The following is a 13,051-nucleotide window of genomic DNA, read 5'->3' on the forward strand; positions in this document are numbered from 1 at the left end:
CGAGCGTGTGCGGTGCGTTGGCTTAACCGATCATCGTTTCACCAGCTGCGGCGAGCTTTTCGAGCGCATCGCCGGTCATGCGCACGACGCGCCAGTCGGGCAGCACGGTCGCGCCGAGCTTTTCATAGAAGCCGATGGCCGGCGTGTTCCAGTCGAGCACGGTCCACTCGAAGCGGGCGCAGCCGCGTTCGACGGCGATCGCCGCGAGCGCGCGCAACATCGCGGTGCCGAGGCCGGTGCCGCGCTGCGACGGCTGCACGTAGAGGTCTTCGAGATAAAGGCCGCGGCGGCTCAGGAACGTCGAGTAGTTGTGGAAGAAGAGCGCGTAGCCGACGATGCGGCCGGCGTCTTCCGCCACCAGCGCTTCAGCGGCCGGGCGCGTGCCGAACAGGGCGTCGGCGAGGCCATCGGCCGTGCCCGTGAACAGATGCGTGAGCTTTTCGAACTCCGCGAGCTCGTACATCAGCGCGTGCATCGCGCTGACGTCGGCGGCCGTGGCGGCGCGGATCGTCGCGGTCATCACGCTTCCTCGGGCACGTCGGAAAGATGGATCTCGATGCCGCCGAAGCGCGAGGCCACCCAGTTGTAGGCGTGACAGGCGATCCACAGCAGGATGAAGCCGACGATCGCGTTGAGCAGCAGCGCGCTGAAGATGGTCGAGAGTTCGACCGCGCCATAGCGCACGAACGCCACGAGCACGCCAAGCAGCACGATCGGCACGCTGAAGGTCAGGTACACGAGGATGAGCGCCTTGGCGGTCTGGCCCGCAGCGATGAACGAGATCTGTTTTTTCATAGTAGTCGGTCCGTTATGCAGGTGTGGACGTGTGGTTGGTTTTGATGACCTCTCGGGCGCCGCCGCGCTAGACGAGTCCATCGAACAGCATGATGTCGACCGCGTCGCCGGCATCGAGATCGCCGGCTTCATGGGCGAGCACGATGAAGCAGTTCGCCTCGCTCATCGTGCTGAGCGCGCCCGAGCTTTGCGAGCCGGTAGGCGCGACGCGCCACTGGCCGCTGGCGTCGCGGCGCGCGAGGCCGCGCTGGAATTCGGTGCGGCCCGCGCGCTTTTTGATCGGCTGATCGCTCAATGCCGGCACGAGCGGGACGGGCTGCGCTTGCGCGCCCGCCATCGCCAAGAGAGCGGGGCGCACGATCTGGTAGAACGAGACCATCGTCGCGACCGGGTTGCCGGGCAGCCCGAACAGGAGCGCCGCGCGGCCCGCGCCCGGGCGTCCGCCCGACCAGATGCGGCCGAACGCAAGCGGGCGGCCGGGACGCATGGCGAGGCCCCAGAACGAGACGTCGCCGAGCGTTTGCAACTGGGTGCGCGTGAAATCGGCTTCGCCGACCGAGACGCCGCCGGAGGTTAGCACGACATCGGCGGATTCGGCAGCGAGTTTCAGCGTGGCGGCCAGCGCCGCGGGGTCGTCGCGCACGACGCCCAGATCGATCGCCTCGACGTTCAGGCGCTGCAGCATCGCGCCGAGCGCGTAGCGGTTGCTGTCGTAGATGCAGCCCGCTTCGAGCGGCTCGCCTGGCGAGCGCAGTTCGTCGCCGGTCGAGAAGTAGGCCACGCGCAGGCGCTGCTTCACGTGCGCCTCGATGAGGCCGAGCGACGCCAGCAAGCCAATGTCGGACGCGCGCAGCACGCGGCCGGCCGCGAGCGCCGCGCCGCCGCGCGCGAGGTCCTCGCCCTTACGGCGCGCGTTCGCGCCGCGTTTGACGGCGTTTGCTTCGAAAGTGACGACGTCGCCCTGCACAGACACATGCTCTTGCGGCACGACGGTGTCGCAGTTCGCGGGCATCGGCGCGCCGGTCATGATGCGCACGCACGCACCCGCGGCAACATCGCCCGGGTAAGCGTGACCGGCGAAGGCCTTGCCGCATACGGCGAGCGAGAGGGCGCCGGAGATGTCGGCCAGGGCCGCGCCATCGAACGCGTAGCCGTCCATCGCGGCGTTGTCGTGCGCGGGAACGTCGATGGGCGAAATCACGTCTTCGGCCAGCACACGCGCGAGCGCTTCACGCAGCGGCACGCGTTCGCTCGCCGCAAGCGGCGTCGCCCACTGCAGCACGATGGCCTGGGCGGCGCTGACGGGCAAAGCTTGCGGATCGTACTGGCTGATGCAGCCGGCGCTGCCGGAGGGATGGTTAAGCGTGGTCATCGAGTGAGGAAGCGTCGCATCCGCACGGCGTGTGCGGCGATCGTCCAGGCGGGCGTGCCGGCCGTGTGCCGGGGACGGCGGCCGACCGGGCGGCGCCCGATTGCAATTCAGGCGCGTTCGAGTTCGGCCAGTTCCTGTAAGGAATTGATATTGTAAAACGCACGTTCGTCGGCAAAGGCGACTTCGGTGGCCGTGTGGCGCGCGTACCACGCACGCACCTTGCGCTCGCCGGCGGCGAGGAAGGCGGCGAGGTCGTCGGCGAGCGAGGTGCGTACGAGCGCGAATACCGGGTGCAGCGAGACCACGCCTTCGGCATTCGTCGTGGTCGCGGTCACGATGTCGGCGCGCGCCGAGAGCGCGGCGTGGCCCAGGCGCTCGGCGAGATCGGCCGGCAGCCAGGGCGAGTCGCAGGGCGCCGTGAGGAGCCATTCGGTTTGCGCAGCGCGCAGTCCCGCGAGGAGCCCCGCGAGCGGGCCGGGGAAGTCGGGCAGCGTATCGGCGAGCACGCTCGCTCGCCATGGTGCGCCGAGCGCCGCATAAGCATCGCCGTTGCGGTTCGCGCTGATCGAGAGGGCGCCGACCTGCGGCGCGAGGCGCGTGAGCACGTGCGCGGCAAGCGGTTTGCCGTGCAGCATCTGCAAGCCCTTGTCCGCGCCGCCCATACGCTGGCCGCGGCCGCCCGCGAGCACGAGGCCCGTGATCGATGCCGTGGAAATGGGGTTGGCGCTCGTCGGCGTCATGGGCTGCTCAGCCGCCGATATAGGACATTTCGATGCGGCGCTCGTCGGAGGCCGCCGGCGCCTGCGCGCTGCCCCGCAGCTGCGAATAGCGGTCGGCGCGGCCTTCCCATACCTGCGCGATGGCGCCGGAGATTGCCGTGTCGGTGGCGCCGTTGCGCAACAGCGCGCGCAGGTCGTAACCCATCGAGGCGAAGAGGCACAGGTACAGCTTGCCCTCGGTCGAAAGGCGCGCGCGCGTGCAGTCGCCGCAGAACGCGCGCGTCACGCTGGAGATCGCGCCGATTTCGCCCGCGCCATCTGCGTAGCCCCAGCGCTGCGCCGTTTCGGCGGCGTTGTGGGGCTCCAGCGGCACGAGCGGCCAGTGCTCGGAAATGCGCGCGACGACTTCCGCCGACGGCAGCACTTCGGCCATGTTCCAGCCGTTCGAGGTGCCCACGTCCATGTACTCGATGAAGCGCAGCGTCACATCCGTGCCGCGGAAATGCCGTGCAAGCGGCACGATCTCGCCGTCGTTCGTGCCGCGCTTGACGACCGTGTTGACCTTGATCGGCGCGAGACCCACGGCTTGTGCCGCCGCAATGCCGTCGAGCACGTCGGCCACCGCGAAGTCGGCGTCGTTCATGCGGCGAAAGAGGGCGTCGTCGAGGGCGTCCAGGCTCACCGTCACGCGTGTGAGGCCCGCGTCGCGCAGCGCGCGCGCCTTGCGGGCAAGCAGCGAGCCATTGGTGGTGAGCGTGATATCGAGCGGTTCGCCTGCGGGCGTACGCAGCGCGGCGAGCCGCTCGATCAGGAATTCGATGTTCTTGCGCAGCAGCGGCTCACCACCCGTGAGGCGGATCTTGGTGACGCCATGCGCGACGAAAAGCCGCGCGAGCCGCTCGATTTCTTCGAGCGAAAGCAGCGCGGAATGGGGCAAAAACGGGTAATCCTTGTCGAACACGGCTCGCGGCATGCAGTACACGCAGCGGAAATTACAGCGGTCCGTGACCGAGATGCGAAGGTCGCGCAGGGGTCTGGCGAGCGCGTCGAAGACCGCGCCAGAAGGCGCGCGCACGGCTTCCGCGGCCGTCCGGGGCAATTCGGGCGGCAGCGATCGAACGTCGGCAACAGGGATGATGCGTCGTGTCATGGTCTCTTCGTTCTCGCGTTAATTCGATTTTAGCCGAACCCGGAGCTGCCTTCAGACAAGGGAGAACGCTGATATATCAAAAAAAGCCCGCCGTGAGGGGCGGGCTTTTCGGGGTGCGCCGGAATCGGGGCCCGGCGGCCAGTTGCCTTGCAGCGCTTACGGCAGGCGGGTGGTCTCGACCTGCTGCATCGGCGTGCTGTCGACCGGCGGCAGCGGCTTGCGCTCGCGCGGCGTGCGTGCGGGCTTGACCAGCTGCGCGGCGGCTTGCTGCGCAGCGCGCAGCTTGTCGGCGTCAGTATTGACCCAGACGAGACCCGCCGATTCCAGCATCGGGCGCAGCGTGTCTGCGGTGGGGGCAGCCGCGGGCGCCGCCGTTGCCACCGGGGCCGGATGCGAGGCAACCGGCTCGGTAATCGCGATGACCGCCGGAGCGGCGGCTACCGCTTCTTGTGCCGGCTCCGGTTGAGCGACGGGCGCTGCTGACGCTGCCACGGGCTCTTCGGTCCGCGGTGCTTCGACGCGATCTTCGCGCACGACAGGCGGCGTTTCGGCCTGAACCGGCTCCACCGGGGCTGCCGGCGCGACCGGTTCGTCCGCTGCGGCAGGGGCCACAGGAGCGACAGGTGCCACAGCTTCTTCGGCCTTCGGCTCGACCGCGTGTGCGGTTTCGACGCTCACCGGTGCGGCTTCGGCGGGTGCCGGAGCCGGCTCGGCAGGAGCCGGAGCTTGCTCTGCAGCGGGCGCGACGGTTTCGACGGGCGCCGTCGTCACTGCAGCGGCAGGCACGTGCCCGGCTTCAGCGACAGCGGCTGCGGCCGGCAGTGCGGTCACGACAGGCTCGGCAGCCGCCTCGGTGCGCGCCTCTACGGCCGGTGCTTCATGCACTTGTGCGGCGATGGCAGGCTGCTCGAGCGCCGGTTGGGCGGGGGCGGCTTGCTCTTCGCCTTCCGGTGCATCTGCGCCCGGCGTCAGGCCGGCTGCATCCGTCTCGCGCTCGCGGCGACCACCACGGCGGCCGCGGCGGCGGCGGCGGCGTTCTTCGCCTTCACGCGGTGCGCCATCTTCGTCGGCACCGGCGCTCACGCCTTCGAGCAGGTCTTCCGTCTGCGGCGCTTCGACGCCTTCGGCGCCTGCCGATGCGGCGTCAAGACGCGCTTCCTGGGCTTCAGCGGCCTCGGCTTGCTGACGGCGACGCGACTCACCGCGCTCACCGCGCTCGCCACGTTCACCACGCTCGCGGCGCTCGCCACGTGCGGCGCCGGCTTCTGCCGTTACATCGCTACGTTCCTGACCGCGCTCGACGCGTTCGATGCGCTGTTCGCGCTCGGTGCGCGCTTCGCGGGTTTCACGCGGTTCACGTTGCTCGCGCGGTTCGCGTTGTTCACGCGGCTCACGCGGCTCACGCGGCTCGCGGACACCACGGCCTTCGCGTGCTTCACGCGGCTCACGCTGTTCGCGCGGCTCGCGTTCCTCACGGCGGCCAGCCGGCTGGCCGGCACGTGCGCCGCCTGCGCTTTCGCCGCGGGCTGCCGCGTCGCGGCCGCCGGAGCGGCGATTGCGGTTGCGATCGCCGCCGGTCTTCTCACCGCGCTCGGTACGCGCTTCGCGGGTCGGACGGGCAGTCTTTTCGGGTTGAGCGACCGGTGCCGGCGCGGGCGCCGCAGCCGGTGCACCGCCAAAGAGACGCTTGACCCAGCCAAAGAAGCCGCCGCCCGCGGGCGTGACAGCCAGTTGTGCCGCGACGGGCGCGGTTTCGGCCGGCTTGACCGGCGCGCTCGGCGCAGGACGCTCCGGCGTGATGCCCTTCACCGCCGCTTCCTGTTTCGGCTTGGCTTCGGCGGTACGCTTGCTGTAGCCGGTTTCCGACTCGAGTTCACGAGCCGCTTCCTCGGCCATCTTCCACGAGGCGCGCGGGTCGTCGAGGCGCGCATCGTCGTGACGCAGGCGCTCGAGCTTGTAGTGCGGCGTTTCGAGGTGCTTGTTCGGGATCAGAACGACCGCAACCTTGAAGCGCGACTCGATCTTGTTGATCTCCGAGCGCTTTTCGTTGAGCAGGAAGGCGGTCACTTCGACCGGCACCTGGCAATGAATTGCCGCGGTGTTTTCCTTCATCGCCTCTTCCTGGATGATGCGCAGCACCTGCAGCGCCGACGATTCCGTATCGCGGATATGACCCGTGCCGTTACAGCGCGGGCAGGTCACGTGGCTGCCTTCCGAGAGGGCGGGGCGCAGGCGCTGGCGCGACAGCTCCATCAGGCCGAAGCGCGAGATCTTGCCCATCTGCACGCGGGCGCGGTCGTGGCGCAGCGCGTCTTTCAGGCGCTGCTCGACTTCGCGCTGGCTCTTGGCCGACTCCATGTCGATGAAGTCGATCACGATCAGGCCGCCCAGGTCGCGCAGACGCAGCTGGCGCGCCACTTCGTCGGCGGCTTCGAGGTTGGTGCGCGCGGCGGTTTCCTCGATGTCGGCGCCCTTGGTGGCGCGCGCCGAGTTCACGTCGATGGCGACCAGGGCTTCGGTGTGGTCGATCACGATCGCGCCGCCCGAGGGCAGCGGCACCGTGCGCGAATACGCCGTCTCGATCTGGTGCTCGATCTGGAAACGCGAGAAAAGCGGCACGTCGTCGTGATACCGCTTCACCTTATTGACATTGTCCGGCATCACGATATCCATGAAGGCGCGCGCCTGGTCATGGATCTCGGTGGTGTCGATGAGGATTTCGCCGATGTCGGGCTGGAAGTAGTCGCGGATCGCGCGAATGACGAGGCTCGATTCCAGGTAGATCAGCATGGGCTGACCGGACTGGCCGGCCTGCGACGCGGCTTCGATGGCGCGCCACAGTTGCAGCAGGTAGTTCAGGTCCCACTGGAGCTCTTCGGCGGAGCGGCCGATGCCGGCCGTACGCGCGATGATGCTCATGCCGTCCGGCAGTTGCAGCTGCGCCATGGTTTCGCGCAGTTCCTGACGGTCGTCGCCCTCGATGCGGCGCGAGACGCCGCCGCCGCGCGGGTTGTTCGGCATGAGCACGAGGTAGCGGCCGGCGAGCGAGATGAACGTGGTGAGGGCGGCGCCCTTGTTGCCGCGCTCTTCCTTCTCGACCTGGACGATCAGCTCCTGGCCTTCCTTGAGGGCGTCCTGAATGCGCGCGCCGCGCATGTCGATGCCTTCGCGGAAGTACTGGCGGGCGACTTCCTTGAACGGCAGGAAGCCGTGGCGGTCTTCGCCGTAGTTGACGAAACACGCCTCGAGCGAAGGCTCGATCCGGGTGACGATCCCCTTGTAGATGTTGCCTTTGCGCTGTTCGCGCCCGGCGGTTTCGATGTCGATGTCGATGAGCTTCTGTCCATCGACGATGGCGACACGCAGTTCTTCCTGCTGTGTCGCGTTGAACAGCATTCGTTTCATTGAACGACTCCAGTGCGTTCGCGCGCGAGCCGCACGGTGCGCGGCGGTGACGCCAGGCAGCACGGTGCGGGCAGCGGCGAGCCGCGCCTTATTGTGTTGTCACAAGCACGCTGGAGCGGGAACGATGGCGGGGAGAATTGCCTTTCCTGGGCGCCGGTCCGGCGTTGCGTTGCCGTGGACGGGGCCGCGTGGGCACATGCGAAATACGTCTTCAAGAAGAGAAGAGACATGCCGCGGGTTCGCGACGGCAACGTTTTCCTGCGCTTCCAATCCACCTGGCTGCCGTGACCATGAACGTGCCGATGGGTGTGCCCATCGCACTGGCCGTGACAGACGCCGGCCGCAGCGGCGAACCGCGCGCGCTTGCGACTGGATCAGGTTCGCGGCCTCAAGATTCAATCAGGGCCGCGCACGGGAAGCTTTTCAGGAACGCCCGTCTTCCCCCTCGGGGTGTCTCGCCACTTTTGACGTCGCCGTGTCCCGCACATTGCCGGGACGCTTCGGGCGCTCGCCGTATTTTCGCCACCAGCGCCTCCCGCGGCGGTCACTTCGACCGCGCGGCGGGACGCGCCGGATAAATTCTTTATACCAATGTTCCGTTACCGTCGGAGCCGCCCCTGACCGAACGTGCCTGTGGGCGCCGTCCCTGCCGGAGTGGTGATCCGTGCGTGCAACTCGTTGCTTCTCATCAAACGGGGTGAGCAACCAGCCCCGGGCGCAAGTAAAATAACCGTTTATCGCTTGCAGCCTGCGCTCGCCGCGTGGTCCAAGTCCAGGATAACCCCCTTGGGGTGTCCATTGGGTGGTTCGCAGAACATTTGGCCATTTGGCCTGGGCCATTTGGCCTACCGTTGCGTCGGCGCTGGGCAAATTATATTCAGAATGAAAGGGTTAGGCAAAACATCCCAGAATCAGGTCGCAAGCGACCAGGTTTCGTTCGTCGAAATCGACGAGGGCGCGGCCGGTCAGCGCATCGACAATTTTCTCGTGCGCGTCTGCAAAGGCGTGCCGAAAAGCCACATCTATCGCATTTTGCGCAGCGGGGAAGTGCGCGTAAATAAGGGCCGGGTCGACGCGCAGTATCGGCTCGCGGAAGGCGACATCGTGCGCGTGCCGCCCATCCGCACGTCGCAGTCGAGTGCGCCGGCCGGCGCCGCGCCCGTGCCGGCGGCTCAGTTTCCCATCATCTACGAGGACGACGCGCTGCTCGTCATCGACAAGCCTGCCGGCGTGGCCGTGCACGGCGGCAGCGGGGTGGCGTTCGGCGTGATCGAGCAGTTGCGCGCGGCGCGAACGCAGGGCAAGTTCCTCGAACTGGTCCACCGGCTCGACCGCGAAACGTCGGGCGTGCTGATGCTCGCCAAGAAGCGCGCCGCACTCGTGGGCCTGCATGCGCAGATGCGCGATAACCAGACCGACAAGCGCTATTACGCCTGCGTCCACGGCGAATGGGCGAGCGACTGGGGCCGTCGGCGCGCTGTGAAGGAGCCGCTTCACAAGTATCTGACCCCGGAAGGCGAGCGTCGTGTGCGCGTGCAGCCGGACGGCTTGCCCTCGCATACGGTGTTCAATCTCGTCGAGCGCTGGCCGGGCTACGCGCTGCTCGAAGCCGAACTGAAGACGGGCCGCACGCACCAGATCCGCGTGCACCTCGCTCACCTCGGCCTGCCGATCGTCGGCGACGCCAAGTACGGCGACTTCGCGCTCAACAAGGATCTCGCGCGCACGGGCGCGCGGCCGGGCATCAAGCGGATGTTCCTGCATGCGCACCGGTTGAAGCTCGCTCACCCGATCACGGGCGTCCCGTTGCAGTTCGAGGCGCCGCTGCCGGCGGATTGCCGCGGCTTCGTCGACGCGCTGCGCGCGCAGCGCGAGCAAGGCGCGGCAACCGACGCGGCCCAACCTGACGCGGCCCGTCCCGAATGACACCGAATCTGACAGCGTTTGGAGAAGTCCTGCATGGCTCGAGAGTTATTTGACCTGATTGTGTTCGACTGGGACGGCACCCTGATGGACTCGACCGCCCATATCACGCGCAGCATCCAGGCGGCGTGCCGCGACCTCGGCTTGCCCGTGCCCGGCGACGAGGCGGCGAGCTACGTGATCGGCCTCGGCCTGCGAGAGGCGCTGCAGATCGCCGCGCCCACGCTCGATCCGGCCGACTACCCGCGGCTCGTCGAGCGCTATCGCATCCATTATTTGCTGAAGGACCAGCAGACCGAGCTGTTCGCAGGCGTGCGCGAGATGCTCGCGGAACTGCGCGACACCGGCTACCTGCTCGCCGTGGCGACGGGCAAGAGCCGCGTGGGGCTGAACCGCGCGCTGGCGGATTCGCGGCTCACGAGCCTCTTCGACGGCACCCGCTGCGCCGATGAGACCTTCTCGAAGCCGCATCCGGCCATGCTTCAGGAGCTCACGCGCGAACTGGGGCAGGATCTGGGGCGCACGGTGATGATCGGCGACACGACCCACGATCTGCAGATGGCGATCAACGCGGGCGCGGCTGCCATTGGCGTGGCGTATGGCGCGCACGCATCCGGCGCACTCGAAAAGCTCGAGCCGCGCTTTGTCGCGCCCGACGTAGCTGCGCTCGCGGGCTGGCTGCGGGAGAACGCATGAGCGCGGCGCCCGAGACAGCGGCGCTCGAGCCGGTGCGCGTCTGCGCGTCCGACGAACTCACCGAGGGCGGCGAGGGTCGGCGCATGAATGCAACCTACGCGGGCGGCGACGCGGTGGTGTTCTTCGTGCGCTATGGCGGAGAGGCGTACGGCTACCTGAACCGCTGCGCGCACGTGCCGATGGAACTCGACTGGGTCGAGGGCCAGTTCTTCGAGTCCTCGGGGCTCTATCTGATGTGCGCCACGCACGGCGCGATCTACCAGCCCGACACGGGCAAGTGCGTGGGCGGCCCATGCCGCGGCGGGCGTTTGCGCCCCGTGCAAGTCGAGGAACGCGACACACCCGAGGGGCGTGCGGTATTCTGGCTGCCGGACGACGCTTTGCGTCCGACCCCAACCTGATTCCTCACTTTCGACCCTTTCGAACGTAACCCGCTCGCATGTCCGACAATCCGACCCCTGATTCGAACGAAGCGCCACGCGCGGCTTCGTCAGACCGCGGCGCGCCCGCGCCTGGCTGGGAGCGCGAGGCGCTCGAACGTATCGCGCTCGCGGCCATCACCGAGCAGCGTGCGGCGCGGCGCTGGCGTATTTTCTTTCGCTTCGCGTTTCTCGCCGTGTTCGTGGTGATCGCGTGGGCGATCCTCGATCTGTCGGGCGCGCGCGTGGAGAGTGAAGGGCGCCACACGGCGCTCGTTTCGCTCGACGGCGAAATCGGCTCCGACACCCCGGCGAACGCGGAGGACATCATCAGCGCGCTCGACAGCGCCTTCGACGACGACGGCACCGCGGGCGTCATCCTGCATATCGACAGCCCCGGCGGCAGCCCGGTGCAGGCCGGCATCATCAACGACGAGATCCACCGTCTGCGCATCAAGTATCCGGCCATCCCGCTGTATGTGGTGGTGGGCGACATGTGCGCTTCGGGCGGATATTACGTTGCGGCCGCCGCCGACAAGATTTACGTCAACAAGGCGAGCATCGTGGGCTCGATCGGCGTGCTGATGGACGGATTCGGCTTTACCGGCCTCATGGACAAGCTCGGCGTCCAGCGGCGCCTGCGTACCTCGGGAGAAAACAAGGGCTTCTTCGATCCGTTCTCGCCCGACACGCCGAAAATGGACGCGCATGCCCAGGAGATGCTCGACCAGATCCACCAGCAGTTCATCGACGCCGTGAAGGCGGGCCGCGGCAAGCGTCTGAAGGACTCGCCGGATGTCTTCTCGGGCCTGTTCTGGACCGGGCAGAAGAGCGTGGATCTCGGTCTGGCTGACGGCTACGGCGACACCGATTACGTGGCGCGCGAGGTCATCAAGGCGCCGGACGTCGTCGATTACACGGTCAAGCAGAGCCTCACCGATCGCGTGGCGAAGCGCGTGGGCGCGAACATCGGCTCGGCGGCTGTGCATTCCCTGCTGATGGGCGGCAAGCTGTCGGTGCACTGAGCACTGGCGGCGCGTTAGCCACCGGTCGTCCTCGAGAAAAATCGGCCGCTGCGCGAGGGTTGCGCAGCGGCCGATTCGTTTGGGCGCGCCGGAGCGTTCAGTGCGCGAGCAGCAGGAAGATTGCCGGCCGCTTGTGCAATTCGGGCGCGGGCTTCTTTTTCCAGTCGGACACGGCGCGGCTCACGATCGTCTCGGTGGGCAGCGTGAGATCGGCGGCGACGCACACGAGCGTGGAGGGCGCACAGGTCGCGAGCAGCGCGTCGAGCAGCGTGCGGTTGCGGTAGGGCGTCTCGATGAAGATCTGCGTCTGCTTGCCCTTGCGCGAGATTTGCTCGAGATCGCGCAGCTTTTTCACGCGCTCGTTCGCGTCGACGGGCAGGTACCCGTGAAACGCGAAGCTCTGGCCGTTCAGGCCCGACGCCATCAACGCGAGCAGAATCGAACTCGGACCCACGAGCGGCACGACCTTGATGCCGCGCTCGTGCGCGCGCCGCACGAGCAGCGCGCCCGGATCGGCGACTGCGGGCACGCCCGCCTCGGAAACGAGCCCCGTGTCGATGCCCGCGAGCAGCGGGGCGAGCAGCTTCTCGACCTCGCCGGCGGGCGTGTTGACATTGAGTTCGCGGATCTCGATTTCCTGGATCGGCCGCGTCGTGCCCACGCGCTTGAGGAAGGCGCGCGTGGTCTTCGCGTTTTCGCCGATATAGCTGGCGAGCGCGCCCGCGCGTTCGCGCACGGGCGTCGGCAGGACGGCGTTGAGCGCGGCATCGTCGCCTTCGCCGAGCGTGTTGGGGATCAGGTAGAGGGTGCCGAGGCTCATGCTTGCGTCTCCAGCAACGGGTATCCCGCGGCAAGCAGCATGCGCGTGAGCGCGATGAGCGGCAGGCCGATCAGGGCGGTGGGGTCGTCCGATTCGATAGCTTCGAGCAGCGTGATGCCAAGCCCTTCCGCTTTCGCGCTGCCCGCGCAGTCGTAAGGCGTTTCGGCGCGCAGGTAGGCGTCGAGCGCGGCGTCGGGCAGGTCGCGAAAGCGCACCTTCGTGACGACATCGACGGTATCCGTTTGGCCAGTCGCGGTGTCGAGCACGCTCAGGGCACTATGGAACAACACTTCGCGGCCGCGCATGGCCAGCAACTGCTCGAGCGCGCGCTCGTGCGTGCCGGGCTTGCCGATCTGGCGGCCATCGAAGGTGGCGACCTGGTCGGAGCCGATCACCAGCGTTCGCGCCGCGCCGGCGGGCAGCGCGGCGGCCACGGCGCGGGCCTTCGCGGCAGCCAGGCGCAGCGCCGTCGCTTCGGGCGTTTCGCCGGGCTGCGGCGTTTCGTCGACGGCGGGCACGGCCGTGTCGAAGGGAATGCGCAGGCGCTCGAGCAACTCGCGCCGGTAGCGCGAGCTGGAGGCGAGGATGAGGGCGGGGCGGCCCGTGCGCGGGGCCTGCGAGGGAGAATCCTGCATGTTCGATCTGAGTTTCGGAGTATGGAAGAGCGGCTGCGAATGTGGCTGTGTATGCGACTGGAAAAAGGCGGCTGTGGCTTGGCGATTTTCGG

The 13,051-nt window shown here is 67.9% G+C and carries 12 protein-coding genes; 4 read left to right on the top strand and 8 right to left on the bottom strand.

The genetic code is table 11. From position 1 onward, the window contains the following. Window positions 1–22: 22 nt before the first annotated feature. From ACOJB8_RS10880 to ACOJB8_RS10905, 6 genes are all read right to left on the bottom strand, one after another. Window positions 23–520 (bottom strand): N-acetyltransferase family protein, encoded by a 498-nt coding sequence (locus ACOJB8_RS10880; protein WP_475012502.1) that lies wholly within the window; start codon window positions 518–520, stop codon window positions 23–25. Next, window positions 520–795 (bottom strand): hypothetical protein, encoded by a 276-nt coding sequence (locus ACOJB8_RS10885; protein WP_028206699.1) that lies wholly within the window; start codon window positions 793–795, stop codon window positions 520–522. The genes ACOJB8_RS10880 and ACOJB8_RS10885 overlap by 1 nt, the downstream gene beginning before the upstream one ends. Before the next feature lie 67 nt (window positions 796–862). After that, window positions 863–2,167 (bottom strand): molybdopterin molybdotransferase MoeA, encoded by a 1,305-nt coding sequence (moeA, locus tag ACOJB8_RS10890; protein WP_069262585.1) that lies wholly within the window; start codon window positions 2,165–2,167, stop codon window positions 863–865. Window positions 2,168–2,274: 107 nt separating this feature from the next. Then, the gene (gene mobA / locus ACOJB8_RS10895; RefSeq protein ID WP_342945437.1) at window positions 2,275–2,907 is read right to left on the bottom strand and encodes a molybdenum cofactor guanylyltransferase MobA; all 633 of its coding nucleotides are present in this window, start codon (window positions 2,905–2,907) and stop codon (window positions 2,275–2,277) included. A 7-nt stretch (window positions 2,908–2,914) separates the two neighbouring features. Further along, the gene (gene moaA / locus ACOJB8_RS10900) at window positions 2,915–4,036 is read right to left on the bottom strand and encodes a GTP 3',8-cyclase MoaA (protein ID WP_069262583.1); all 1,122 of its coding nucleotides are present in this window, start codon (window positions 4,034–4,036) and stop codon (window positions 2,915–2,917) included. Window positions 4,037–4,192: 156 nt separating this feature from the next. Continuing rightward, window positions 4,193–7,441: an Rne/Rng family ribonuclease gene (locus ACOJB8_RS10905; RefSeq protein ID WP_475012505.1), complete on the bottom strand. Its 3,249-nt coding sequence runs from the start codon at window positions 7,439–7,441 to the stop codon at window positions 4,193–4,195. 882 nt (window positions 7,442–8,323) lie between these two features. Here ACOJB8_RS10905 and ACOJB8_RS10910 point away from each other — a divergent pair. Genes ACOJB8_RS10910 through ACOJB8_RS10925 form a run of 4 tightly spaced genes read left to right on the top strand, consistent with a single transcriptional unit; the run spans window position 8,324 to window position 11,504 of the window. Beyond that, window positions 8,324–9,367, top strand: a complete 1,044-nt coding sequence (locus ACOJB8_RS10910) for an RluA family pseudouridine synthase (protein WP_342945439.1) — start codon at window positions 8,324–8,326, stop codon at window positions 9,365–9,367. A gap of 33 nt (window positions 9,368–9,400) precedes the next feature. Beyond that, window positions 9,401–10,060 carry an HAD-IIIA family hydrolase gene (locus ACOJB8_RS10915; RefSeq protein ID WP_069262580.1) on the top strand — a complete coding sequence of 220 codons (660 nt, stop codon included), beginning with the start codon at window positions 9,401–9,403 and terminating at the stop codon, window positions 10,058–10,060. Then, window positions 10,057–10,461, top strand: a complete 405-nt coding sequence (locus ACOJB8_RS10920; protein ID WP_069262579.1) for a Rieske (2Fe-2S) protein — start codon at window positions 10,057–10,059, stop codon at window positions 10,459–10,461. The genes ACOJB8_RS10915 and ACOJB8_RS10920 overlap by 4 nt, the downstream gene beginning before the upstream one ends. A 38-nt stretch (window positions 10,462–10,499) precedes the next feature. After that, window positions 10,500–11,504, top strand: coding sequence for a S49 family peptidase (locus tag ACOJB8_RS10925; protein WP_368616041.1), 1,005 nt, complete (start codon window positions 10,500–10,502; stop codon window positions 11,502–11,504). Window positions 11,505–11,601: 97 nt separating this feature from the next. On the opposite strand, the gene ACOJB8_RS10930 is transcribed toward ACOJB8_RS10925, so the two are convergent. After that, window positions 11,602–12,324, bottom strand: coding sequence for an SAM-dependent methyltransferase (locus ACOJB8_RS10930; RefSeq protein WP_342945442.1), 723 nt, complete (start codon window positions 12,322–12,324; stop codon window positions 11,602–11,604). After that, a complete protein-coding gene (locus tag ACOJB8_RS10935) occupies window positions 12,321–12,959 on the bottom strand; it encodes a Maf-like protein (protein ID WP_475012507.1) in 639 nt (212 codons plus the stop codon). The genes ACOJB8_RS10930 and ACOJB8_RS10935 overlap by 4 nt, the downstream gene beginning before the upstream one ends. Window positions 12,960–13,051: the final 92 nt, after the last annotated feature.

The organism is Paraburkholderia sp. BR10141 (assembly GCF_056155635.1).

Excerpts from the sequence above, each read along its gene's own strand:
- ACOJB8_RS10935 (WP_475012507.1), bottom strand. The coding sequence starts at position 12,959 with ATGCAGGATTCTCCCTCGCAGGCCCCGCGCACGGGCCGCCCCGCCCTC.
- ACOJB8_RS10885 (WP_028206699.1), bottom strand. The coding sequence starts at position 795 with ATGAAAAAACAGATCTCGTTCATCGCTGCGGGCCAGACCGCCAAGGCG.
- ACOJB8_RS10915 (WP_069262580.1), top strand. The coding sequence starts at position 9,401 with ATGGCTCGAGAGTTATTTGACCTGATTGTGTTCGACTGGGACGGCACC.
- moeA (WP_069262585.1), bottom strand. The coding sequence starts at position 2,167 with ATGACCACGCTTAACCATCCCTCCGGCAGCGCCGGCTGCATCAGCCAG.
- moaA (WP_069262583.1), bottom strand. The coding sequence starts at position 4,036 with ATGACACGACGCATCATCCCTGTTGCCGACGTTCGATCGCTGCCGCCC.
- ACOJB8_RS10910 (WP_342945439.1), top strand. The coding sequence starts at position 8,324 with ATGAAAGGGTTAGGCAAAACATCCCAGAATCAGGTCGCAAGCGACCAG.
- ACOJB8_RS10880 (WP_475012502.1), bottom strand. The coding sequence starts at position 520 with ATGACCGCGACGATCCGCGCCGCCACGGCCGCCGACGTCAGCGCGATG.
- ACOJB8_RS10920 (WP_069262579.1), top strand. The coding sequence starts at position 10,057 with ATGAGCGCGGCGCCCGAGACAGCGGCGCTCGAGCCGGTGCGCGTCTGC.
- mobA (WP_342945437.1), bottom strand. The coding sequence starts at position 2,907 with ATGACGCCGACGAGCGCCAACCCCATTTCCACGGCATCGATCACGGGC.
- ACOJB8_RS10925 (WP_368616041.1), top strand. The coding sequence starts at position 10,500 with ATGTCCGACAATCCGACCCCTGATTCGAACGAAGCGCCACGCGCGGCT.
- ACOJB8_RS10930 (WP_342945442.1), bottom strand. The coding sequence starts at position 12,324 with ATGAGCCTCGGCACCCTCTACCTGATCCCCAACACGCTCGGCGAAGGC.
- ACOJB8_RS10905 (WP_475012505.1), bottom strand. The coding sequence starts at position 7,441 with ATGAAACGAATGCTGTTCAACGCGACACAGCAGGAAGAACTGCGTGTC.